The sequence below is a fragment of the Paenibacillus oceani genome (genome assembly GCF_014705615.1).
GTDB lineage: Bacteria > Bacillota > Bacilli > Paenibacillales > NBRC-103111 > Paenibacillus_AB > Paenibacillus_AB oceani.
The window spans coordinates 81,281-106,759 of sequence record NZ_JACXJA010000013.1 but is presented as its reverse complement, the minus strand read 5'-3'; the positions used below and the strand labels follow the sequence as shown (position 1 = coordinate 106,759).

The 25,479-nt window shown below is 55.7% G+C and carries 15 protein-coding genes and 1 pseudogene; 13 read left to right on the top strand and 3 right to left on the bottom strand.

Annotated elements, in window-relative coordinates; translation table 11 throughout:
• Entirely contained in the window at nt 1-1,011 is a 1,011-nt protein-coding gene (locus tag IDH45_RS11235; protein ID WP_223836560.1) for a zinc-dependent alcohol dehydrogenase, read from the top strand.
• 78 nt (nt 1,012-1,089) lie between these two features.
• Here IDH45_RS11235 and IDH45_RS11230 read toward each other — a convergent pair whose 3' ends face one another.
• Nucleotides 1,090-2,154, bottom strand: a complete 1,065-nt coding sequence (locus tag IDH45_RS11230) for a hypothetical protein (protein ID WP_190927569.1) — start codon at nt 2,152-2,154, stop codon at nt 1,090-1,092.
• A 282-nt stretch (nt 2,155-2,436) separates the two neighbouring features.
• On the opposite strand from IDH45_RS11230, the gene IDH45_RS11225 reads away from it, so the two are divergent.
• The 4 genes from IDH45_RS11225 to IDH45_RS11210 are packed head-to-tail and all read left to right on the top strand — an operon-like array spanning nt 2,437 to nt 8,218.
• A complete protein-coding gene (locus IDH45_RS11225) occupies nt 2,437-3,558 on the top strand; it encodes a mandelate racemase/muconate lactonizing enzyme family protein (RefSeq protein ID WP_190927567.1) in 1,122 nt (373 codons plus the stop codon).
• Between the two features lie 40 nt (nt 3,559-3,598).
• Nucleotides 3,599-5,578: a hypothetical protein gene (locus tag IDH45_RS11220; protein ID WP_190927566.1), complete on the top strand. Its 1,980-nt coding sequence runs from the start codon at nt 3,599-3,601 to the stop codon at nt 5,576-5,578.
• Nucleotides 5,579-5,608: 30 nt separating this feature from the next.
• Nucleotides 5,609-6,880: an FAD-dependent oxidoreductase gene (locus IDH45_RS11215; protein WP_190927564.1), complete on the top strand. Its 1,272-nt coding sequence runs from the start codon at nt 5,609-5,611 to the stop codon at nt 6,878-6,880.
• A 48-nt stretch (nt 6,881-6,928) separates the two neighbouring features.
• Entirely contained in the window at nt 6,929-8,218 is a 1,290-nt protein-coding gene (locus IDH45_RS11210; RefSeq protein WP_190927563.1) for an ABC transporter substrate-binding protein, read from the top strand.
• Between the two features lie 125 nt (nt 8,219-8,343).
• On the opposite strand, the gene IDH45_RS11205 is transcribed toward IDH45_RS11210, so the two are convergent.
• Entirely contained in the window at nt 8,344-9,147 is an 804-nt protein-coding gene (locus tag IDH45_RS11205; protein ID WP_190927561.1) for an SGNH/GDSL hydrolase family protein, read from the bottom strand.
• Between the two features lie 147 nt (nt 9,148-9,294).
• Between IDH45_RS11205 and IDH45_RS11200 the strand changes: the two genes are divergently transcribed.
• The gene (locus IDH45_RS11200; RefSeq protein WP_190927560.1) at nt 9,295-11,595 is read left to right on the top strand and encodes a right-handed parallel beta-helix repeat-containing protein; all 2,301 of its coding nucleotides are present in this window, start codon (nt 9,295-9,297) and stop codon (nt 11,593-11,595) included.
• A 123-nt stretch (nt 11,596-11,718) separates the two neighbouring features.
• On the opposite strand, the pseudogene IDH45_RS35415 reads toward IDH45_RS11200, so the two are convergent.
• Nucleotides 11,719-11,872, bottom strand: a pseudogene (locus IDH45_RS35415) (IS5/IS1182 family transposase); the annotation flags it as partial.
• Between the two features lie 595 nt (nt 11,873-12,467).
• Here IDH45_RS35415 and IDH45_RS11195 point away from each other — a divergent pair.
• The 7 genes from IDH45_RS11195 to IDH45_RS11165 all read left to right on the top strand — a co-directional run bounded on the left by IDH45_RS11195 (nt 12,468) and on the right by IDH45_RS11165 (nt 25,426).
• Nucleotides 12,468-15,782 (top strand): S-layer homology domain-containing protein, encoded by a 3,315-nt coding sequence (locus IDH45_RS11195; RefSeq protein WP_190927559.1) that lies wholly within the window; start codon nt 12,468-12,470, stop codon nt 15,780-15,782.
• A gap of 597 nt (nt 15,783-16,379) precedes the next feature.
• Nucleotides 16,380-17,072, top strand: a complete 693-nt coding sequence (gene pnuC, locus IDH45_RS11190) for a nicotinamide riboside transporter PnuC (RefSeq protein WP_223836559.1) — start codon at nt 16,380-16,382, stop codon at nt 17,070-17,072.
• Nucleotides 17,065-18,096: an AAA family ATPase gene (locus IDH45_RS11185; protein WP_397327026.1), complete on the top strand. Its 1,032-nt coding sequence runs from the start codon at nt 17,065-17,067 to the stop codon at nt 18,094-18,096. Before pnuC ends, IDH45_RS11185 begins: the two co-directional genes overlap by 8 nt.
• A gap of 252 nt (nt 18,097-18,348) precedes the next feature.
• Nucleotides 18,349-19,800, top strand: a complete 1,452-nt coding sequence (locus IDH45_RS11180; protein ID WP_190927555.1) for an SWIM zinc finger family protein — start codon at nt 18,349-18,351, stop codon at nt 19,798-19,800.
• Nucleotides 19,801-19,851: 51 nt separating this feature from the next.
• Entirely contained in the window at nt 19,852-21,723 is a 1,872-nt protein-coding gene (locus tag IDH45_RS11175; protein ID WP_190927554.1) for a HEAT repeat domain-containing protein, read from the top strand.
• Nucleotides 21,699-22,790 carry an ATP-binding protein gene (locus IDH45_RS11170; RefSeq protein ID WP_190927552.1) on the top strand — a complete coding sequence of 364 codons (1,092 nt, stop codon included), beginning with the start codon at nt 21,699-21,701 and terminating at the stop codon, nt 22,788-22,790. Before IDH45_RS11175 ends, IDH45_RS11170 begins: the two co-directional genes overlap by 25 nt.
• Nucleotides 22,787-25,426 (top strand): DUF5682 family protein, encoded by a 2,640-nt coding sequence (locus tag IDH45_RS11165; protein ID WP_223836558.1) that lies wholly within the window; start codon nt 22,787-22,789, stop codon nt 25,424-25,426. Before IDH45_RS11170 ends, IDH45_RS11165 begins: the two co-directional genes overlap by 4 nt.
• Nucleotides 25,427-25,479 lie beyond the last annotated feature (53 nt).

Genomic DNA, 25,479 nt, shown 5'->3' with positions numbered 1-25,479 from the left:
ATGATGGAAACGATGAGAGCGCTTGTATATGAAGACCCTAAGGTTATGAATGTGCGGCAGGTGCCGATCCCCGTACCCGGAGACAAGGAACTGCTTATCCGCGTTAGTCGGGTCGGCATATGCGGTTCCGAGCTGAGTGGTTATTTGGGCTACAATTCTTTGCGCAAGCCTCCACTAATTATGGGGCATGAATTTGCCGGAACAGTCGCGGGGCTGGGCAAGCATGCGGATATGTTCCGGATCGGTGATAGGGTAACGGCGAACCCGCTTCTTTCGTGCGGAAGATGCGACCCTTGCACCGGCGGCAGCGCCCAGCTATGTGTCGAGCGCAAGCTAGTCGGCGCGCATGTACCGGGAGCTTTTGCTGAATACGTTGTCGTATCCGAAGCTAATGTTTACCCAATCCCGGACTCGGTTTCGTTTGAAGTGGCAGCTTATACAGAACCGTTCGCGTGCGCAGTTCATATATGCCGGTTAGCGGAGTTGTCTGCAAACGATCAAGTCCTGATCATCGGTGCTGGACCGATTGGACTATGTGTTCTTGCAGCAGCGAAAGCTATGGGCTTGCGGGATGTCGTTGTGATGGACTTGAATCCGGATCGGCTGCAGATCGTCAGGGAGTTGGGCGGATATGCGGTAAGCAGCGAGCGGGAGGTGGTCACGGTCCGGCCGAAACTAGGGTTTGACGCGGCAGTGGATGCGGTCGGCGCGCAGACGACCCGGATCCGCTGCGTAGAGTCGGTCCGAAGAGGAGGCCGCGTTGTCTTCAGCGGCTTGCATGAGGCGGACGCTAGTTTGCCTGTAAATACGATCATCCGGGAGGAACTGAAGCTGTTCGGCGCATTTGCCTATTCGCAGGAAGATTTTGCGACGGCGATATCCCGTATCGCAGACGGCACATTTAATTTGCTTCCTTGGACATTGCTGCATCCGCTGGAGCAGGGAACGGCATGCTTCGAGAAGCTGATTTCCGGTCCCGGCTCGATTGCGAAAATCTTGTTGGTAGTGTGAGCGCCCATCATGCGTTTACGGCTTGCTCAAAACAGGCATGCTTCCGTCGAACAACATCGGCGGAAGCACGCCTGTTTGTCATGTTACGGAAACGCGGATTCCGAGCATCAGGCTTGCGAGCGCATGGATTCGCCCGGTTTCTCCTGTGAAGTAGTACAGCTGCGACCGATCGGAGGTGAAGGAATGCGTGCCGATCGGAACGGCAGGGGTATGATACTCTAACTCCCCGAAGCCTCCCAATTGCCCACCGTCGTAAAAAAATTGCGTGCACAATCCGCGACAGTTCGTATCGCCAGGTGGGTAGTCGGCGTATAAGTCAGCCGGATATACCGAGAACTGACGGACAACCAAGTTGCTTTCCCGTTCGTTAAGCCGTCGAATATAGCCGAACCGTCCGGTCGACTGAAGCGCGTCGAAAGAAAGCTTGTACAAATGGGAGCCGCGGTATGGCAAGCAAATGCCGCTGGGATGGGCATCCACTTCGATCTGCCTGTCGTTGCCGAACATTACCAACGGTTTTGTGCTGCCCCATGTCGGGACGATAGCAGTTCCTCCTGCCGGTACCTGCATGATGCTCCATAGTCCGCAATACCCGGCTGCGGTCTGTGAAGGAGTGGGCTGGCAGCCTTCGCCGGGTAGGAGAGGGGAAACTGTCATCCGTTGCCTTACCTCATAACCGATATAGCCGATACCGGCCAGCTCTACATATGCAGTCGAAGTATTTGTCAGCAACGGATTAGGAATCGTCATAAGCTGTTTTTCCAGATGGATCCTAATCTCTTTGCCGGATGGACGGTGATGAAGCGTACAGTCTTGCTCCAGTTTTACGAAGGGCTCTCCAGCGTTTGCGGTCATGCTCCAGTCTCCGGGATCCAGCTCTGGGGGGACACGATAGCGGTTAGCGCGATCGTTAAAATAGTCCAGCTCGGGACTAATCCAAGTGCGATCCCCTCCAATGTTCCATGCATCTTGTTCAAGGGCGGCTGGGTTGGTCCAGAAGGCTGATTCTATTCTGGTGGCTGGGGTTAACGCCCACACTCTTCCTCCTCTCTCCACAATGACTATCTGTCCTCCGTGGACGCCTTCCATTACCGCAAAGCGTTGAGCAGAGCGGGAAAGATGTCTAATCAAATGCTCCTGCAAGAGACTTCCTCCTTTACATTAGAAAAATAAATAACAATCGATTGTTGACAATTATAACATGGCCGTCAACTAAAAATGAAGTATCATCAAGTAATATTATTAATTGTTGACAACCGACAGTCGTCAATTTACTATAAACCTATCAACAACCAAAAAGTTGATAATTCAAAAGGAGGACGAACAATTAACGAAACAACTAACGGATTTAATAGCTACCGGACGATTCAGTCATAACGAAAAAACTTGTTTTTGATCAATCACATTTTACTTGGGGTGACTTCATTGAAAATTACCGATGTGGAAACGATCTACCTACGCTTGCCTGAGCTGGATGCCTCGCGCTGCGATGGTACTCAGGATACTCTGCTCATTCGGGTCCACACAGACGAAGGCTTTGTCGGCATAGGCGAGGTCGACTCCGTTCCTTCGGTCGCGAAGGCGATTGTGGAAGCGCCTCCATCACATTCAATCGCAGCGGGTCTGAAGCATTTGCTAATCGGGGAAAATCCGTTCGAGATCGAGAGGTTATGGGACAAAATGTACCGGGGTACGATTTATTTCGGGAGAACGGGACCGGCGCTTCATGCGATTAGCGGAGTTGACATCGCTCTGTGGGATATCGCCGGGCAGGCTTCCGGACGTCCGGTCAGTGAGATGCTCGGTGGTACGTTTCGTAGGAAAATAAAAGCGTATGCCAGCGTTCTGATGCCCGAAACGCCACATGAAGCCGGGCGGCTGGCGGAACGATATGCAAAGCAAGGCTATTTGGCGGCCAAGTTCGGCTGGGGACCGATCGGGCGCGATTCGAAGCTGGACGAGGAGCTGGTCCGGGCGATTCGCTCGGCGGTAGGGGATCAGATGGACATTATGATTGATGCCGGTTTGGCCTGGGATTTAAAAGGCGCATTGAGAATGGCGAGTGTATACGAGAAATACGGCGTCTACTGGCTGGAAGAACCGCTGCATTCCAATGACATTGCCGGGTACCGGGAGCTGGCGCGCCGGACGAATCTATACATAGCCGGAGGGGAGCAGGAAAGCGGGCGGCTTGCCTTTCAGCGGCTGCTGGACGAAGGGCAGTTCGACATCATTCAGCCGGATCTTGCCCGTTGCGGCGGTTTGAGCGAAGGGAAAAAGATCGCATACATGGCTTACGACCGGCACAAAAAGGTCGTTCCCCATGCGTTTAAAACCGGCGTTCTACTGGCCGCGAGCACGCATTTTACCGCCGCTATTCCGAACGGGTTCCTGCTCGAATATACGATGTCCGATTCCCCGCTGGCGAGAGACTTGTCGGAGACGCCGATTGAATTCAAGGACGGGTACGTGAGCCTTCCGGACGACAGACCGGGTCTTGGAATAACCCTGAATAAGCGGATCGTGGAGCAATATAGAGTCGGATGACAGGCGGAGATGGACAAGATCGACGAGGGGGAACGCAGGCATGAAGCTTTCTTTAAGGGTTTGGCCGGCTAGATTTATAGAAGACGATCATTTTGAGCAGTTCCGTTCGTTGCTGCAGCCGTACCGGCATGCGATAGACGAATTGGCGTTAATTCTTGAATTTGTATACAGCGGCTATACGCCGCTCGATACGTTCAGGACGTGGTGCGAGACGCTCGCGGTCCGGGCGGAAACGCTGCGGCAGGACGGCTTCAGGGTCGGAGTCAATACCGTTTCGATCGGAGGCTTAAACGACGCGTGGGACTGGTATCCCACATTTGGCCAGCCGATGATAAGCCATGACGGTACCGTTGCGACAAGTCCGTTTTGCCCGAATCATGAGTCGTTTTACACATATTTGACGGATAAGTACCGTCTAATCGCGGAAGCGGGCGTCGATTTCATCTGGGTGGACGACGATTGCCGAATCCATCATCATCGGCCCGCAACACATCCTTGTTTTTGCCCGACATGCCTGGACGTGTTCAATCGTACGAACGGCGGCGCACATACGCGCGAGGAGCTCGTCGCTCTGCTCGATTCGCCGGAAGGGGGAGCTTACCGGGAACAATGGGTAGAGCATAACATCGCTACCATCGAGCGGATGCTGGGCGTCATCGAACGAGCGGTTCACGGTGTCGATCCGGAGATCGAGCTCGGACTGATGACCGGGACGCTTGAATGGACGACTTATTCGGGCGCCGCCTTCGATCGTTGGATGAAAGCGCTGAAGGCGGTCAAAGGCCGGCCCGGCGGCGGCTTCTACAGCGATCATGCGCCAGCGGGCATGTTGTTCAAAAGCATCGAATGCGCCCGGCAAAGCGAATTGTACCCGGATGTCGTGTCCGACGTGCAATACGAGCTGGAAACATTTCCGCAGCAGCGATATATGAAATCGGCCCGCATCATCAAGACCGAGTGCACGGTTGCAATGGCAAGCGGGGTGAATGGAATTATCGGGCATATCCTGAAGTCGGAGAAAGGCTCGATTGCCGAGTACGGGGATTGGCTGGAGGCGCTGACCGATATGAAGCCGCTCTGGGAGACGATGGACCGAATTTCCCGGGGGTTGGAACCGCTTGGCTTGTATCCCGCCTTGTCTCAAAAGTTCGAAGCCCGGCGGAAAGTCGACCGGAGCGGCTGGTTTAAAAACTCAAGCGGTACGACAGCCTCATACATATTGCACGAGCTGGGCATTCCGTTTTCCCTGAAGCCGGAATCGTCGTGCGGTGTTGTTTTGAGTGGTGATATGGCTCAAGGATACTCGAGGGACGAACTGCTGGATATGCTCTCCAAAGGCGTTCTGATAGATGGTCCCACTCTGGAGCTGTTGACGGAGCAAGGCCTAGGGGAATATTGCGGTGTGCGCGTCGTCGGTAAATACAATAACGGAGTCATGGAACAACATACGGCGGATGAACTTAACGCTCCTTACATTGGCGAACAACGGGTCGCCAGAAGTACGCATCTCCACGAAAACGGCTATGTGCTCGAACCGCTGTCCGATCATGGCGTACGCGTCTTGAGTGAGCTTATCAGCTATACCGGAATAAATCTGGGTCCGGCCTTCACCCTGTACGAGAACAGTCTGGGGGGACGCGTTGCCGTACACGGCTATGCTCCATGGTCCTGCTTGTATTCAGGAGCGAAGCGGCTGCAACTGATCCGCACGCTAGACTGGATCAGCAGGGAATCGCTACCCATTGTCGTCAAGGAAAGAAGCTTGAAGGTTGTCCCTTATATAAAATCGTCGGCCGACCGTTTACGTTCGCTGATTCTCCTCGTTAACGCCAGTCTGGACGAAACCGGCGAGTTCGAAACGGAGCTGCGTATTCCCGCTGGGCGATTGCGCCGTTTGGAGTTGACAGGAAATCCGGTGCTGATCCCGGAGGAGTGTATCCGCAGGAACAACGGCATAACCTATGTGACCTTGACGAATATAAAGCCGTGGGACTTTGTAGTACTATCGACTGACGAGTGAAACGATACCAAAACCGGAGGGCTTGGAACGATGAATGGGAAAAGGGCGGAATACGATGTTATTGTAGTCGGAGGGGGGCCGAGCGGTATCGCGGCTGCGGTTGCATCCGCAAGGGAAGGCAGCCGGACGCTTCTGGTCGAACGCTACGGCTTTCTCGGCGGTGCGGGAACGGCGATGATGGTGAACCCATGGATGTCCTACTCGGCAGCGCTCAGCTCCGAACAAATCATATTCGGGATCTTGCAGGAATTGATCGATGGGATGACCCGGATGGGGATGTACGGCAGCCCGAAAGCCAGAAACGCTTTCGACCCGGAAGCGCTGAAAGTTGTTGCTGAACGGCTATGTATGGAAGCCGGCGTCGAGTTGCTGTATCATACGTTCCTTGCGGGCGTCAAGATGGAGCCGAACGGGCAAAATATTGGTTCAATTGAGCTGGCCAACAAGGCGGGGCTCGTCGAGATGAAGGCAAGAATGTACATCGATGCGACAGGAGACGCGGATTTGGCGGCTTTGGCCGGTGCAGTCGTCGAGAAAGGCCGGGAAGTGGACAGCAACTGCCAGCCGATGACGCTGAATTTCCGGATGGCAAACGTCGATATGGACCGGCTGGCCGACCGGCAGACCATTACCGATCTGTATTTGGCGGCGAAAGCTCGCGGCGAGGTCGACTGTCCGCGTGAAAATGTGCTGTGGTTTCATACGAATCAGCCCGGCGTTATCCATTTCAATACGACACGCATTTTGTTAAAGGACGCAACCGATCCGTGGCAGCTGACTGAAGCGGAGATCGAAGGGAGAAGGCAAGTTCAGGAGCTCGTAATTTTTCTGAAAAAGGACGTGCCCGGCTTCGAGGAATCGTATCTGCAAACGACCGCTCCGCAAATTGGCGTCCGCGAATCGCGCCGGGTGATCGGAGAGCATCTTCTGACTGCCGACGAGCTGCTCTCGGCCTGCAAGTTCGATGACGTGATTGCGCGCGGCGCTTACCCGGTTGACATCCATAACCCAATAGGGGGCGGAACCATCATCCAGGAACTTGTGCCGGGGGAGTGGTACGATATTCCGCTCCGGGCGCTTATCCCGTTAAAAATCAATAACTTGCTTATCGGCGGGCGTCCGGTCTCGGCTACCCACGAGGCGCATTCGGCAATCCGAGTACAGCCGATCGCGATTGCGATCGGGCAAGCGGCGGGCACGGCAGCGGCGCTCTGCGCCCAATCCGGCAGTATTCCCAGGACGATAGAAACAAGTGTCGTACAGCGGTCGTTAAACAAGCAGGGAGCCCGGCTGTTCGGTTAGTTTTTATACGATGACCCGTCAGTACGTGGTCAATTAGGGGGAATTCCATTGAAAACTTGGATGAAAACGCTGTCATATTTATCGCTTCTAAGTCTGGTAGCCGCTTGCGGAAGCCAAAAAGACAATACGGCTCCGCAAAGCGGCAAAGAGCAAGAGCAGGCGAGCAAGGAGCCGGTCGAGCTTGTAATCCATTCGTCCGCTTTGACGACCGAGGACAAATTTTACGGAGAGCCGCTGAGGAAAAAATTCCCGAATTATAATATCAAAATCATTCCGAGTCAAAAAGGGACTACATTACCGGAGCTGATAGCCGCCGGAACGAAAATTGACATTTACTTCCACGCAATCGGCACTTTCGAAAGTACGATGCTCTCGCATGGCTTGGAGTACGATATGACCGAATTGATCAAAAAGCATAACGTGGATATGAGCCGATTCGAGCCGACGCTCGTGGATTCGATCAAGCAGCTGTCGGAAGGAAAGATATACAGTTTGCCCGTCTATGCCAACAACCTGGTGCTGTTTTACAACAAAATGATATTTGATAAGTTCGGCGTTTCTTATCCAAAGGACGGTATGACGTGGGAGGAAACGTTCGAGCTGTCCAAGAGGCTGACCCGTGTAGAGGGAGACACGCAGTACATCGGATTCACACATGTCCCGTTCATCACCGTGAGAAACAATCCTCTGTCGATTCCGATCGTCGATATGAAGACGAATATGCCGACGATTAATTCGAATAAAAGCTGGGAGCAGTTTTTCCGGACCTTCTTCGTTGATGCCGTGGATGAAGGGGTGCGTACTAAGATTGCGGATTCGTTGGACGGGAGAGCATTCATTGTAAACAAAAATATTGCGATGACGGCTTACTTATTCGGAACTGCACAATCGCTCGACCTGGAGAAGCCTTTCGAATGGGATATGGCCTCGCTGCCCGTCTTCAAGGGAACCAATGCCGGGTCGCAGATGACCGCCATCCATTGGGGAATTACGAATCAGTCGAAAAACAAGGATGCCGCCATGGAAGTTCTTAAATATTTGACCTCCGATGAATTCCAGACGATCCTGGCCAATTCCGGCCTGCTCCCAGTATTAAAAACGGACGTGACAACGAAATTGCTGGCCCAATCGACGCTGCTAAAGAACAAAAACTATAAAGCGGTATTATACAACAAGCCTGCGTCGATCCCAGCCAAGACGAAGTATGATCCGGAAGTCATTAGCATTTACGGAAACATTGGATCCCAAGTCATGACAGGAAAAATAGATTTGAACACGGCAATGCGTCAGGCGGAGGAGATGGCGAAACAGAAAATAGCGGAAATTTCCAACAAGTAAAGGCTGGATCCGAACAGCGTCAGGAGTTCCGTTTATTTCTTCAGCACGGCGATAGACGGAGCCCCCGCATTCTGTACTCCTCGGAGGAGCGGGATGCGGGGGCCGTATAAGAGCATGATTGCGGCTCAGCCGTAATCGGATACCGTCTGCAGCAATGCTTCATAATACAGGTCATGCCCGTGTTGGTTGACATGGATGCGTCCCGCATCCACACCCGTTGTCCAGTTGCGGTGGTCTACTCTGCGAAAACGGTACTGAAAATAATCGACGGTGTGAAGGAAGAAAATCTGGTGCTGCAAACAAACGGATTGGATGATGTCATAATAGTCCTCGTATCGGCCCTGGCCCCGCACATTGTCCGGCAATGGAGGTTTTGTAAGGAATTCGGGATGCTGCTTGTAATCGAAAGGCGTCGATTCGGTAATTACAGGAGCGGGACCAATTACGATCACATCCGGACCGGCCGCTAGAATACGCCTGATCATCCTTGTAAAGGCTGACCTCGTATCGGATAGGGGGACGCCGTGAAACCAGTCGTTAATAATCATCGGCTCCAAAATAATCAGTGTCGGATTCAGACGCAATACTTCGGCAAGGTGATCGGTGCAGTCCTTGTCGCCATCTTGACATGCCCCTGCATCAAAAGGTTCGCCTATATAGTCCATCATCGTATGGTTGCCTCTACCCGCATTCACGAACTGGGTCATACTCAAGCCGGTACGGTCACGGACAAATCTGGAAAACTGATCGAGCCATACGCCCGAAGAAGGAAAGCGCTGATGGAATCGGTCCGTTACGCCGGCAGGGGCGGGAAGTCCGGGAACCCGGTCGTCGCCAAGAGCGGATGCACCTTGACCCGCCGTATGCGAGTCGCCAGAAAAAACAATCAAGGCGTCGGCAGGGGCGATCGTATGGTTGGCAATTTTCATTTGCTTGGTTCACCTCATTATGTACAATTCTGTTCTAACCGTATTATAAACTCAACTGTTGACAATTTACAATACGCAATTAATTTTGTCATTCTCTCGTTAAGTCATCGTTTTCATATATCCCCATATCATTGAGGAGGACTTGCCATGCAGGAGCAAACGGATCAGATCCAGGATCAGAAAGAACATGCGTCAGTAAAAGCGCCGGAGAGACGCGGCGAACCAAGTAACGGGCTGAGCAGAAGGAAGCTGCTCGCTGTCGCCGGAATGAGCGGGGCCGCAGTTGTGGCGCAGGAACTATTAGCGAACCGCGTCGGATACAGCCAGCAAAGCACCGGAAGCGGTACGCACGACAAACTGTATGCTAGAAAAACAACTATTGCGGAAATTGGCAGCGGTATGTTTCCCGTCGGAACAATCTTGAAAGTATCGGATCGGGGTGACACAATATTCGATGTTGTTGCCGGAGGAGTTCCCAACGGATTGGAGATCGTAGATGCCGGTTCCGGTAAAACAGCGGTTGCCCGGCTTTCCAGGGCTGTCAGTCCAAAGGCTGTAGGAGCGAGCGGCGGGGTCACTGCTGATGCATCGGTCTATATAAACAGACTTCTAAATCTCGGATTTGATGTCGATTGCTCGGATGATGATTATCGTATCGACAACGACGTGATCATCCCAAGCCATAGAACCATCCGAGGAAGCAGGTCCAAAACGTTTATTGCAAACGGCAGATTATGTCTTGGCATCAAAAACTCCACCGGAGAGTGGGTTGCCTCGATTGCTCCGCTGGTCTACTTCAAACAAGAACATTACACGGCGAATGGCTACTCCAGAAACGAAATCACAAGCGGGGTTTTGAAAAAAGCGTCGCATATCCCGGTTCAGGATACAAGCCTGTTTAGCGCAGGTGATTATGTGTACCTATCGAATGGCTACGCCGATATGTGGCGCGTGCTATCTAATACTTCGATTTCCGGTATCGACTATCTTAGACCGCATATCGATTTGTGGAAGGCGGAGATTCATCGGATAAGGGGAATCAGCGGAAATACGTTGATCATCGATGGTGTCCTAGGATTTGATTGTCCCCTGGTTCCAAAGACTTATGGTCTCATACCGAACGAAAACAGTTCTGCCGCTTCTGTCGGGTTCACGACTCCAAATGTGGAAAAGCTGGTCGGAGCCAAAAACATACGGATTGAGAGTTTACATATCGTATCGGGCAATCATACGCCTGCGATTTTCGGGATCGGATGCGAGAATGTGACGGTAAGTGACGTAACGATCGATGCCGAAACCAACACAAGCGAAGAACAAATCTCCTTTCATACTTCGATCAATTGTAAGGTAATCGGCTGTACGGCCAGATCGCTCGGGTTTTCAGTAAGCATAAGAAGGGCTTCGACGGGTTGCCTCGTTACCGACTCTGTCTTCAGCACCGGGGGAGGAGCCGACAGCGCAGTGAATATTTGGGAAGGGGCATACGGCAATATCGCCAGCAATCTGAACATATTCTCGTTTGGCGAGCCTTCCAAGTTAACAAGAGGCGTTTATTTCAATTCCTCCCATGACAACACAGCTGACAATATTACCGGACACGATTTGTTAACAACAATTAACTTGGCTTTTCTAGGCAGCGGAAGCAAGATTTCCAATATTAAAAGCGTGAACTGTGATATGAGTTTCTCTTCCTACAGAGCTTTTGAGTTTAACGTGGATGGAGTGAACCATACCGGCTTTCATACTCTGGCAGGAAATAATTTAGCCAAAGGATTCATGGTTGAAAATTATGACTGCAATACGTTCAGCATCTCTAACGCTCACCAGACCGATCTGGAGTTTACAGGATTTGTCGGTGCATTTCGGAACGTGTTATGTCTGAATTCCCATCTTCACAACATCATCGCTCCAAAATGCGTCTTGTACGATCCGATAGAAGCATCGAGAACGTATCGGCCGGAGCTCGTAAGAATGGATGTGACGGACTCCTTGTTTTACTCCGGCGATATTAGATCCGAGACGTTCAACCTCTCCGATACCCGGGCTAGCAAATATAAAAATACGAAGTTTCTGAACGGGTTCTCGATTAAATTTTCTCATTATACCGAGTTTAAAGACTGTGAATTCGGGGGTACTCATGGTGCGATGCTCGATTTGGCGACGTTCACCATTTTTGAAGGATGCCGGTTTAGATGCACGGGCAGCGCGGTTCATTTCGGAACGAATCCCAGCATCAACAGATGCAATATCAAATTTAGAAATTGCATGGTAGAAGCTCCCGCCTACTTTACAAACTATTCGGATAACGAACCCAACTTGGTGGGAGGAAACGTGTCTCCTTTCGCAAGAGGCGGTGAGGAAGTCGATATCCTGACAAACTACCCCATTATCAAGACATACAAAAATACAAATGTTTTTGGTAATCAAGCAGGGTGGCTGCTGGTTTGAAAATGAAACGATAATGCTCAAAAACAAAATCAATGCTTGATGGTGTAATTCGAATAGAAAAATGGAAAAGCGTCTTCGCATAAGGGACGTAGACTCATCGTAGTTTCCTGGACCGATGTCTTCTTTTTTTAGCTCTATATTGGCCGTCTCCTTTAGTAGATTAAGCGAATCTAGAATTTTCGGCACTTGTGCGACTCCAGATTCCTTTTCAACGAAGGTAATGAGTTTTTGGCAATGATTCATCCATGACATAAACAGCCTTACGCACCTTCCGCGCAGTCTTTGTACGGAACGGCAGGCACGTTAAATATGGCCACCCTGTCTCTTCGTGTGGCGGAAATGGGACAATCGGAATTATGAACGTCATCGCCCGTACCGGAAGGATGCACGATCCAAAGTAGCAGGTACAGCAAATGGTTCGATCAGAGGCCGTTCTTTTTCTATTTTTACGCCAGAATGTGAGTTCGCTAAAGCGTTAAAACGGACCGAGGCATTCTGAACCAAGGAAAGCTGCCTCATACGCAGGGCATTGATCGTGGAAAAGGCTTCGTTTCTCGTTTAGAAGCTTTTCTTCTATTAAGCCCTTCCCTGTGGCAAAGTGGAGAAGGGGGCAGCTCCCTAGTCGATCTTAGCAAGTGTCGCAAGTCGTCCATCGCTCTCTAACGTATGGGTTTGCACGTAAAAGGACCGTCGGGGTCATTTCTCCGGCGGCTTTTTCTCCATGAGCAGATTTTGCAACCGTGACTTTAGTCATGGGTGGTTCGATAAAAATGAGTTTAAATCTGCATAAATATGTTCCGCGATTCGACAAAATCCGGTAAAATAATTGTTAGTTCCTGCTTCATACTCTCAGTCATTAGGAAGGTGAACCAATGATCGGTTCCGCAATGAAGAGAAAGATAAGCGTTTTCATACTTGCAGTGCTGTTTGCAACGATGCTGTGGTCTCCAAATACATGGGCCATAAGTACGATCCCTAACGGAAACGGGGTGAGCCAAAGCGCCAGAGTGGAGCCGAATCCGCTCGGGGAAAATGTAACAGCAAAGGTGTACGGCGACGACTTGCCTGCATTCTTTACCGCTTACGGCGGCGCTTTTGACGGCCGGTATATTTGGTTCGGGGATATGGGGTTAACGGGGAGAATCGTTCGGTTCGATCCCGTCACAGCGACTTCGGCCACTTACAATCTGCCTAGCGGCATAACGAGCGGATTTATCGGAACCGTATTTGACGGGCAAAACATCTGGTTCATTCCCAACACGGGCGGCAAGCTGGTTAAGGTAGACAAGGATACCGGTACCGCTACGGGATATGATGGATGGCCGGCTGGAGCTTCTCCGAGCCATTTTATGGGCGGCGCTTTTGACGGGCAATATTTGTGGCTTGCTCCCAGCGGTAACGGCTCCAGCATTGTGGTACGGGTAAAGGTCTCCGACGGCACCATGACGGGCTACCCCTTGCCAGTCGGCGTCGCCGGTTCATTTTTCGGAGCCGTCTACGACGAACAAAACGTCTGGCTGATTCCTAACGGCGGCAATGCGCTAGTCAGGATCAATCCTGCCGACGGTACGATGACCACGCATAGCAACTGGCCTGCGGATTTTACAACAACAGGCTCTTTCTCCGGAGGAATCTTTGACGGTGAATACATATGGCTGATTCCCGCTGGTGCTGACCGCATCATCCGATTGGACCCCGCTACGAATACCATGACGGGTTATAATAATTGGCCTGACGGGTTTAATAAAGCTCAGAACATGTACTTTAGCGGAGCATTCGACGGGCAGAACATCTGGTTCACGCCTTTCATCGGCGGACAAATGCTGAAGCTCGACAAAGCTACAGGAGAAATGAAGAGCTACGATATTTCAGGCTGCTCCAATCCAAACTATTTCGGCACGGTGTTTGACGGTCAACAGCTATGGCTCACTTCTCCTTCAGCATTATCAGCGGCATTAACCCGGGTGTCCACTGCAGGACCAGGCTCCGATACCGGCGCGCCGGTTGTCGCCAACGGGACTTTGACCCCGTCCTCGTTGACGTTCAGCAGTGCCGGCTTGTCCTGGGCGAAGGCGACGGATGACATTACTCCGGATTGTAAGCTCGAGTATCTGGTGTACCGCTCGGACAGCCCGAATATCAGCACAGTGAGCGATATGGAGACGAACGGTACCGCGGAGGGGGCCTTCGCAGCCGATATCGCGACCAAGACCGTTACGGGGCTTACTCCGGGATCGACCTATTACTTTAATGTGATGGTCAAGGATCAGAGCGGCAACAAAACCGCCTATACGATGGTTCCGGTGACGCTGCCGGCCCCGACGGTTACTTTGAGCTATAACGGGAACGGTCATACGGGAGGGACCGAACCGGTAGACGGATCGGCCTATTCCAACGGGCAATCGGCTTCCGTAGCCGGCAATTCAGGGAGTCTGGTCAAGGAAGGTTCCGTATTCCGGGGCTGGAATACGTCAGCCGACGGCAGCGGAACCGATTATGCTCCGGGTTCGGCCCTGACGATGGGCCTAGCGAACGTGACGCTGTACGCCAAGTGGGAGCTGCTTAGCAGCGAAGCACGTCTTGGCTCGCTGGCGCTCTCGGGAGTTACGCTGTCTCCTGCATTCCATTCCGACACGGCCGCTTACAGCGCAAGTGTAGGGTATGATACCCGAAGCACAACCGTGACGGCAACCGTCTACAGCCAGCAGAGCTCCGCTTCGTTGGAGTTGAATGATGGAATCGTACTGACCAGCGGGCAAGCAAGCGGTCCTGTCAGCCTCGCGGTAGGTAAAAACACGGTTAACGTGAAGGTGACGGCAGAGGACGGACAAACCCAGCTTACTTATACCGTGGAAATCACGCGGGAAGAAGAAAGCGCCGCTTCCCCGGAAACGGGATCGGGACCGGGACCGGTCGTTTCTGTGCCTCCGAAGGAGGACGGCTTCCGGGTGATCATCAACGGACAACCTCAGGAGCAGATTGCGACCGCCGTTAAGGAAAGCGCGAACGGGCAGTCGAAGCTCGTCGTGACGGTGGATGTGGACAAGCTGACCGCGCAACTGGCCAGAGAGGGCGATAAACCTACGGTAATCATTCCGGTGAGCTCCGGCGAGGATATAGTATCTGCGGTGTTGTCTGGAGCAGCGGTGCAAGCGATGGAGAACAAGCAGGCGGTTCTGGATATTCAGACGCCTCTGGGCAGCTACACGCTTCCTGCAGCCGAGGTCTTTATCGGCCGGTTGTCCGAGCAGGTCGGCCAGGTACAGCTGGCGGATATGGAGGTTCGGGTCGAGATCGGGAAGAGCGGCGAGGCCGCGGCTGCGCTTATGAGTGAGGCGGCTTCGAAAGGCGGTTACGTCTTGAGCGCTCCCCCTGTCGATTTCACAGTCAGCGTCAGCTACAAAGGGACGACTTTGACGATCGAGAAGTTCAGCACCTACGTGAAGCGGGAAATCGCCCTTCCGGAAGGGGCGGACGCGAACAAGGTTACGACGGCTCTAGTACTCCATGCCGATGGCACGACCCACCATGTGCCAACGTTCGTGACTTCCCGTGAAGGCAAGTCGTACGCGGTAATCAACAGTTTGACCAATAGTACGTATTCCTTGGTGTGGAGTCCGAAGACGTTCGGCGATATGGAAGGCCATTGGGCAAAAGCGGCCGTTACCGATATGGCGTCCAGATTCGTGGTAAACGGAAAGTCCGCTTCGAGCTTTGCGCCGGATGCAGTCATTACCCGCGCCGAATTTGCCGCGATTGTGGTCCGGGCTCTTGGATTGTCGGATACGGGCGAAACGGCGGCATTCCAAGATGTGTCCGACAAGGACTGGTACGCCGGCTCCGCAGCGAAGGCGAAGGAGTACGGGCTGATCGACGGGTATGAGGACGGCACCTTCCGTCCGGACCGGTCGATCACACGTCAAGAAGCGATCGTGATTCTGTCTCGGGCGATGAAGCTGGCCGGGCTGGAGACAAGCGTCTCTGCCGGTCAGGCGGATGCGGTGCTTGCCGCTTTTGCAGATCGTCAGGAGTTGGCGGATTGGGCGAAAGAAGCTGCCGCGGCGATGGTTCGGGGAGGCCTGGTTGCCGGGGACGGGACCGGCTTGACCCCGTCGGCCGACATCACGCGCGCCGAGACGACTACGATGGTGCAGCGTGTTCTGAAGGCTGCGAAATTGATCGATTAAGCTAGGCAGGGGCTGCCCCAAAGGGATCGGCGAGTTGAACAAGTCCCGAATGATGGACAAGGACGCTTCCATAACCACCGGATAGGTGGGATGGAGGCGTCTTTTGTTTTGATTGCCAAAGTGTTGTGGCGGGGGGAAGAGGTTGAAAGCAAATAGTAACAGGTCCATGCACGGACTCGCCAGTTCGAATCGTTTTTTGGAAGAGCAGGGAGTTGCAGCGGCGCGCAGTCGGTCGGCTAACGGACATGGGAGCAGCTTAGAGTGGCAAATGGGGGGAGTCGACTAGCTAACGGACAGGAGAGCAGCTTACGTGGCATTAGACGCCGAAAATAGAGGGTAATCGGCTCCTAAGCGTCTGTGGTGTCCGTTATGGAGCGAAATGGAGCTAATTTGGTGTCTAAGCAGCTGTGGTGTCCGTTAGAGGGTCTGTGCATGTACCTACTCCAAGAACGGCCGGCAATTCCCGGACAGTTCCTAGCGACCCGGAAATCGCAGCTGCATCTCCTCCCAATATCCCATTGACAGCCGGAAATTAATATGTCATTATGAAAATATCAAAACGACAATATCAATTTCAGGCCGGAAGGAGTTCTCATCATGAGCAAAACTATGAACAACGTATTGCAGGCTGTCGGGCTCGTCATCGGTATGGCGCTTATCGGTTACACCTCTTCGACGGTTTTGGAGGCGGCGGCTTCGATTACGGGGCTACTCAGCGTCTGGCTGACCGCGCGGGCGAATATATGGGCTTGGCCGACGGGACTGGTGAGCGTCGTCTGCTTTTTCTACATCTTCATGGATGTAAAGCTGTATGCGGATATGACGTTGCAAGTGTTCTTCTTCGTTCTTAGCATCTACGGCTGGGTCGTATGGCTGAGCGGCAGAGGGAACGCCAAAGTGCGGCCGACGACCCGAATGACAGGCCGCCTTGCGATCGTGCTGATCGTATTTCTGATCGCAGCTACCGCAGGCTGGGGATATGCGCTGGACGGGTACACGGATGCGGCCGTCCCGTATCTGGACGCTTTCATCGCCGTGCTGAGCCTGATCGCCCAATATTTGCTGTCGAGGAAAGTGCTGGAGAGCTGGTACGGCTGGATCGCCGTCGATGTGCTGTCGATCGGGATGTACGCCTACAAAGGGCTGGACGCGGTCGCCACCCTGTACGTCATTTTCCTGGGGATCGCGATCTACGGACTGGTAGGCTGGAGAAGAGAGTACACAGCCTTATATGGCAAAACGCAACCCCCAACCCCAACACAAGGAGAAGGAGGCGGAATCCGTGTCTGAAACGACAGGACTAACGCTTGGTAAATTCGCGCCGTTTCATAAAGGGCACCAGTTGCTCGTGGAGACGGCGCTGCACGAAACAGACCGGGTCATCGTCGTGATCTACGATTGTCCGGAGACGACTCCGATCCCGCTCATGGTTCGCGCCTGTTGGATTCGCACGTTGTATCCGTCTGTGGAGGTGATCGAAGCGTGGGACGGCCCGGCTGAGACCGGCTATACGCTGGACATTATGCGGAAGCAGGAGCGTTACATCCTGGGTTTGCTAGGGGAGTGCAAGGTGACGCATTTTTATTCCAGCGAAAAGTACGGGGAGCATATGAGCGAAGCGCTCGGCGCGGTGAACCGGCAGGTGGACCCGGACCGGGGGCGGTGTCCGGTATCCGGTACGGCGGTGCGGGCAGCGCCATATGAACATCGGCACCTGGTCGATCCGCTCGTGTACCGCGATCTGGTCACGAAGGCGGTGTTCGTAGGCGCCCCATCCACCGGCAAAACGACGACGGCCCAGGTGATGGCCGCCCGGAAAAATACCGTCTGGATGCCCGAATACGGACGGGAATATTGGGAAAATCATCAGATCGAACGGCGTCTTACCCCGGAGCAGCTCGTCGAGATTGCCGAAGGGCATCTGGAACGGGAGAATGCGGCGTTAACCGAAGCCCGCGACTATTTGTTCGTCGATACGAACGCGATCACGACGTATATGTTCGCGCTGGACTATCACGGCTTCGCGCTGCCGCGGCTTCAGGAACTGGCCGAACGTGCGGTGTCCCGGTACGATCTCGTGTTTGTATGCGGGGACGATATCCCGTACGACGATACGCCCGACCGGTCCGGCGACGTCCACCGGCATACGTTTCAGAAGAGGATTGTCGCGGATCTGCTGGAGCGGAACGTCCCGTTCATCCCGCTGGAGGGAACGGTGGAGCAGCGGTTGGAGCGGGTCGATTCGGTGCTGAGCCGGTATGTGAAATACAGGAGCTTGGGCGAACTGGTATCGGTCCAGGATCACCCCCTCTAAGCGGAAAGCGGCCGCACATGCAGCCAGGCGAACGTCGGGCTGGTCCCGAAGCGTGCTTTTTCCCCGGATGGTACACGGATTGTAACGGAACTGCAGACGATAACGTACAAGTAAGGGCGGATGAAAAAAATGAGCCGCAAGTCTCATTTTCGCTGCCGGATGTCCGACTGGCCCTGTTGCAAACAGGAAAATCCGATCCGGTTGTGGAAACATTTAGTCAGATCCCGATAAAAGATGCAGCGAGGTACAAGTGTGATAGAGATAACCGAAGCTTATATCGATTCGATAGCTCCCAATGCAGGGGCGATCAAAAACGGCCGCGATCTGGTGAAGAAAAACAGCTTTCCGAAGCTGTGCCGGTCGGAGGACGGGACGCTGCTGTTCGGAGAGTGCAAAGGAAGCGGCAAAGATCCGTACCGGTGCTCGGCCGACTTCGTCAAGCCGGAAAGTCCGGTGTTCCGTTGCAGCTGTCCAAGCCGGCAATTTCCGTGCAAGCATAATCTTGGGCTACTTTACGCATATGCGGGAGGCAAACCTTTTGACGTAGAGGACGTTCCCGAGGATGTGGCGGATAAGCGGAGCAAGATCGAGCAGCGCGAGGAGAAAAAGAAGGAAGTAGCCGAATCCACGGCGGCGGGGGGCGAGACGGCAACCGCCAAGCGTAAGACGAACAAGTCCGCACTCGTCAAAAAGATGGCTGCCCAGCTGGAAGGGATCGAGCTGCTCGACAAGCTGGTCCGGCAGATCGTCCAATCCGGCTTCGCCTCCCTGGACGCGAAAACGATGAAGATGCTGGACGACCAGGCGAAGCAGCTCGGCAACTACTACGTGCCGGGACTGCAGAGCGCTTTCCGCGAGCTGCTGCTCGTACTGGAAAGCGGGGACGACCAGGAGCGGATGTACACAGAGGCGATGGACAAGCTGACGCTGCTCCATATGCTGGTCCAGAAAAGCAGGGACTACATCGAAGGCAAGCGGCAAAATCCGGAAGGTCCGATGGACACTGTCTCGCCAGTCGAGGAGTCGATCGGTCATGCGTGGCAGGCGGCGGAGCTGAAGGAATACGGGCTCGTCCGTTCGGATGTCGAGCTGCTGCAGCTGGCGTTCCGTTCTTATGGAAATGAGGCGCGGGGCGAATACGTGGACGAGGGCTGGTGGATTCGGCTGGACACGGGCGAGCTGCACACCGTCCGGACATATCGGCCGTATCGTGCGGCCAAGTATATGAAGGAAGAGGATTCGTGCTTTTCCGTCGTTAAGGCGAAGGAATTGTTCGTATACCCCGGACAGTGGACGCCCCGAGCCCGCTGGGAAGAGATGACGATGCGGGACACGACGCCGGAAGACCGCGCCGCCGTTATTTCACATGGCAAACGATTATTCGCGGAAACGATTAAGGCTGTTAAAAATGAACTGAAAAATCCGCTGTCCGACAAACGTCCGGTCGTGCTGCTGTCCTATGCCAAGCTGGGCGTGGCCGGCGGGCGGTACGTGCTGGAGGACGAGGCCGGCAAAAGGCTGACGCTCGGAGACATCCGCTCCCTGTCCCATCCCGGCATGCAACTGCTGCCGCTGCTCGGGGAGCACATATGCCGCGACCAGGCGATGCTCGTTATGTTCGAGCAGGATTTGCTGGACGGCAGCCTGATCGCCCAGCCGCTCTGCCTTGTCACCGGGACGGAGACGGTGCGGTTCATTTACTGATTCGGGAGCTTCTGGTTTGTGATGACAGTTTGAAGAAAGGAGCACGGACCGTTGAGCATTCTAGTATTAACCGATTTGCACCGGGAAGTGCGCCGGTTGTTCATAGCGGGGAGCGGCCTGGCTGCGGGGGATTTGCGTCTGGCCAAGCTGGTGCCGCAGCTCCGGCATCTGTCCGGCACCGCTCCGGTGCTCGGGAAGGTGGCCGACGCCGTCTCGCAGCTGTGCGAGGCCGACCGGGAGCGGGCGCCGGGCAAGCTGCTGGAGCTCGGCGCGCTGCTGCACGCGATCCTGTATACGCAAGGCGATGCCGATACGAAGGGCGGGTTCCGGGAGTTTGAGCCTTACGAACCGCTTGGCGGCGATGCGGGGAGCGGGGCGTTCGCTTTGGCGACGCCGGCAACGTTCCGCCAGTTGAAGCCGCTGATCGACGCGCTGACCGAGCGCGGCTCGGGGCGGCTGGAGGTGATCCGGCAGGCGTGCGAAGCCGGGCTGTTTGCAGATATGCGGACGCATGTGCCGGCGGTGATCGCCTTGGAGGACCCTTCGTCCGAGATTGCCGAATTCGTCGCGGCCCATGTCCTTCCGGCGATCGGGACGCCGGCGCTGCCGATCTTGGATAACCGGCTTGAACTGGAGGGAGGCAGGGGCGACGCCCGCAAGCTGCAATTGATTCACCGGCTGACTAACGCCGGAGCGGAAGAGCTTGTCGTGCGGGCTGCAAGCGAGGGCTCCCAGGAAGTCCGGATCGCGGCGATCGAGCTGCTCGCCGATTACCCCGGCCAGGAAGCGTACCTATTGGAGCAGTCCCGGGATAAGAAAAAAGAGGTTCGCCGTGCCGCTCTGCACGCCTTGGCCGGTCTGGGAACCGGAAATGCGGCAGCCCGGCTGCTGGAGGCGCTTCGAAGCAAAGATCAGGATATCGCCGTCGAACCGGTCCGCCTGTGCGGCAATGAACGGTTAACGGCAGAGGTGATCGGGTATGCCGCAGCGCTTACCGATCAGCTCCGTTCGGAAGGGCAAGCGGATGCTTCCGCGGACAAAGCGGCGAAAGAAAAAGCCGCCGCCGCTGCGGCGGAGAAGCTTCACTACGCGCTGCAGGCGCTCGACGGGAAACGGGAGCCTGCGGTCGCCGCCTTTCTGATGAATCTGGTGCCGGACACGACGCTGCCCGCGAAGGAAGCGGCGAATCTCCGTGAGCAGGCGGCCGGGCTGCTGCTCGATATGGAGACGTCCGGGACGGACTTGTTCTTGCACGATTTGCGCGACCGGCGCGATCTGCGGTTGCTGTCGTACAGTTTCCGCGCCGCTATGCGCGCCCTGACGGCTGCCGAATGGTACGACGCTTACGAGCCGTTCGTACGCAACCGGAAGCAGGCCGAGGCGAAGGAATTGCTTGAGGTGATGCGGAATGCCGCTTTGCGCTTCGACATCATGGAGGACCACGACGAGGAGCGGGAACGGTCCCCGAAGGAGTGGGACGGCCGCTGGATATACCGGTTCATTGAGCTGGACGAGACGGAGCTGGTATGCCGTCTGGTGCAAGGGCCGGACGACAAAGTCGAGGCTTACTTGTCCGGTAAATTTGCAGCCGAACCGAAGCTGATTAAGCACGGGACGGTGCACATTTTGCTGGCCTTATTCCGACTGGGGCATGCGGAAGCGGCCGAGCTCACGATGAAGGCGTTCGAGGCGATGACCTCGAGACAGCTGTATTACCTCGACCGGGAAAAAGCTGCGCTGCTCCTGCAGCTGCCGCGTGAATATGCGGACAGACTGCGAATGTATGCCGAAGGACTCGCCTATGAAGGCGTTAAAAATGAAATGCTTGAAATCGCCGAGCTGATCGGAGCCAAACCGGAACAACCGGAACAAACCACTAAAGGAGCGGGATGGATCGAATGGATCAAACGCAAAATGTACTAAGATTGCCGGCTGAGAAACTGTATGAGTCGGAGCTGCAGGCGCTGAAAGCGATGGACCGGGATGCGAAGCCGGCGGGATGGCAGCTGTCGCCCAAGGCGGTGCTGACGTTCCTGACGGGCGGCGAAGTCGGAGGCGTCCAGATTACGCCGAAATATATCGGCAACCGCAGACTCGTCGAGATCGCGATCGCTACGCTGCTGACCGACCGGGCGCTTATGCTGATCGGCGAGCCGGGGACGGCGAAGTCGTGGCTGTCCGAGAATTTGACCGCCGCCATTCACGGCGATTCGTCCAAAGTGATTCAAGGAACGGCGGGGACGAGCGAGGAGCATGTCCGCTATTCGTGGAACTATGCGATGCTGCTGGCGAACGGACCGTCTGATCAGGCTTTGCTCAAAAGCCCGATCTATCGTGCGATGGAAACCGGCGGTATCGCCCGGTTTGAAGAAATATCGCGCTGCGCTTCGGAGGTACAGGATGCGCTGATCTCGATTTTGTCCGAGAAATCGATCGCCATACCGGAGCTGGCCCGCGAGGTGTCGGCGGCGCGCGGCTTCTCGATCATCGCTACGGCCAACACGCGGGATCGCGGCGTGAATGAGATGTCGGCGGCGCTGAAGCGCCGGTTCAACATCCTTGTCCTTCCGGCGCCGAACGAGCTGGAGACGGAAGTGGACATCGTCCGCAAGCGGGTGAGGGAGATCGCCGCGAGCTACGAGCTGAAATCGGCGCCGCCGGAGGAAGAGGCGATCCGCAAAATCGTCACTGTATTCCGCGAGCTTCGCGTCGGCATGACGCTTGACGGCAAGGAAAAGGTGAAGCCGCCGAGCGGCGTCATTTCGACAGCTGAAGCGATCTCGCTCTTAACGAACAGCATGGCGCTGGCGGCAAGCTTCGGCGGCGGGTCTATTGCCGACGAGGATCTGGCGGCGGGCTTGCAGGGCGCGATCGTGAAGGACGAGGAGAAAGACCGGATCGCCTGGAAGGAGTATCTCGAAAACGTCATGAAAAAGCGGGGATCGGAATGGCGCAGCCTGTACAACGCATGCCGGGAGCTGAACGATTGATCGCGGAGAACAGCCGGGAAAAGGAGTGGACGGACATGCGGGCAGGTGCTGAACATTCGGGCAAGGCGGCTGTTGCAGCTGCGGCTGTCGCAATAGAGGAGCGGAAGACAGGGTCCGGTGTAGACGGCAGCGGGGATGGGCAGGGCGTGCATGTATTCGGCATCCGGCATTTATCCCCGGCAGGGGCGCTGCATCTGCGCGCTTTTCTCGACCGGGTCCGGCCGCAGCTCGTCCTCGTGGAAGGGCCATCCGACGCGACGGGCCTGATCGGCCAAGTGACAGCGGCCGGGGTAGTGCCTCCGATCGCGATCCTCGCTTATACCGACCAGCTTCCGATTCGTACGCTCGTATTTCCGCTGGCGGAGTATTCTCCGGAGTATCAGGCGTTCGTCTGGGCGACGGAGAACGGCGCGCGTGCGGAGTTTATGGACTTGCCGTCGGATGCCGCCGTCGTGCTGTATGACCGGGCGAGGAGAGCAGCAGCGGAAGCGGCGCTGGAGGAGGAAGCTGCGGGGTTGCGGGGCGATGGGGCCGCAGGCGAAGGCCGTGAGGAGGCCGGTGCTGACGGCGGCGTCGATGCCGGTGCCCATGCTGGTGCCGGTGCGGATGATTCGCAAGGCGATGCGGGCGATAACGGGCATGCGGCGGGACAAGGGAGCGATCCGGCTGCAGATAACCGCCGCAGGGACTATTACATCCGCCAGAACGGCTTGTATGAGCGGATTGCCGATCTGGCGGGGGAGCACGATTACGAGAGCTACTGGGAGCGTCATTTCGAGCATAGCGACCGGTCCGATACGTACCGCCAGTCGGCCTATGCGTTCTCCGCGCAGATGCGCAGCCTGATGGAGGCGGAGGAGCGTATCGCCGATCCGCGGGAAGCGGCTTACAATGCGATCCGCGAATCGTATATGCGCCGCCGCATCGCCGAGGCGCTCAAGGCCGGATACGAAGCAGGACGCATCGTTGTCGTGACTGGGGCGTACCATGCGTCCGCGCTCGATCTATCGCTGCCGGCGATGACCGACAAGGAGCTGAAGGCGCTGCCCAAGGCGGCGACGAAAATGACGTTGATGCCGTATTCGTCGTACAAGCTGTCCACCCATTCCGGCTACGGGGCGGGCAACCCGGCTCCGGCTTACTTCGGATTGATGTGGGACTGCTTGAGACAGGGCGATGCGGCCAAGCTGCCTTCGCTGTACATGTCGAAGGTGGCCGCTTCCATGCGCGGGGAAGGCACGTTCCGTTCGACGGCTTCGGTCATCGAAGGGGTCCGGCTGGCCGAATCGCTTGCCTCGATGAGGGGCGGGCGTCTGCCGGTCTGGAAAGATTTGCGCGACGCGGCGATCGTCTGTCTCGGGTTCGGGGAGCCGTCGGCTGTGGCCGAAGCTTTGGCCCGGACGGACGTAGGCACCGCGATCGGCTCGCTGCCGGAAGGCGTCAGCCAGACGCCGATTCAGGACGACTTCAACCGGTATTTGAAAAAGCTGAAGCTGGACAAATACAAATCGGCCGTAGCGGCCGACCTCGAGCTAGATCTGCGCGAGAACCGCCGCGTCAAATCGGAGGAGGCCGCTTTTATCGATTTGGCCCGTTCGGTTTTCCTGCACCGGCTCCGGCTGCTGGAGATCGGCTTCGCCCGGAAACATAACGTTCGTCAGGACGGGGCGACCTGGGCGGAGCATTGGGTGCTGCAGTGGACTCCGGAAGCGGAGATCCGGATGGTCGAATCGACGCTGAAGGGCGAAACGGTGGAATGGGCGGCGGCTTACGTCATCCGCGAACGTCTGGAGAGCTGCACCGACATCCGTGAAGCGTCCCGCATCGTCAGAGAGGCGTGCGAATGCGGTCTGCCCGAGGCGATGGACGACGCCCGGTCGACGCTGCAGCGGCTCGCCGTGGACGGGGGCAGCGTGCCGCACCTCGCGGGCGCGGCGCGCGAGCTGTCGGTGCTGCTGGGCTATGGCGATATTCGCCGGATGGATACGGCATCTCTGGAGCCGCTGTTGCAGCAGCTGTTTCTGCGCGCGTCGCTGCTGCTCGTCGATGCGGCGTCTTGCAGCGACGAAGCGGCCGGCGAGATTGCGGCTGCGATGGGCGAGTTGCACCGGGTGTCGCAGGAGTTTCACGAGCTTGTCGACGACGGCGCCTGGCTTCGCCAGCTCCAGATGCTGGCGGAGCGGGACGACCGGAACGCGAAGCTGTCTGGACTTGCTTTTGCCATTCTGCTGGAGCGGGGAGAGACGGAAGACGAGCGGGTGGCGCGGGAAGTGTCGCGCCGGCTGTCTCCGGGCATCCCGGCGGACGTGGGAGCGGGCTGGTTCGAAGGGCTGTCGATGCGCAACCGGTATGCGCTGCTGTCCCGGGAAGCGTTATGGCGTCAGCTCGACGCTTATATCCGGTCGCTGGACGGCGATCAGTTCCGCCGGGCGCTCGTCTTCCTGCGCCGTGCGTTCAGTCTGTTCGAGGCGCGGGAGAAAACGTCCGTTGCCGATATGATGGGCGAGCTGTGGGGAATCGGCAGCGAGCAGTCGGCGAATATGCTGCTCGGACCTCTCAGCGAGGAAGAAAGAGAGAAGCTGGAAGAGCTGAACGAATTCGATTTTACGGAGTTTTTTCACGATAAGGAAGGTTAACCGCCTTAATCAAACATGACCGAAAGGAGGAACATCCATTGACCGATCAACAG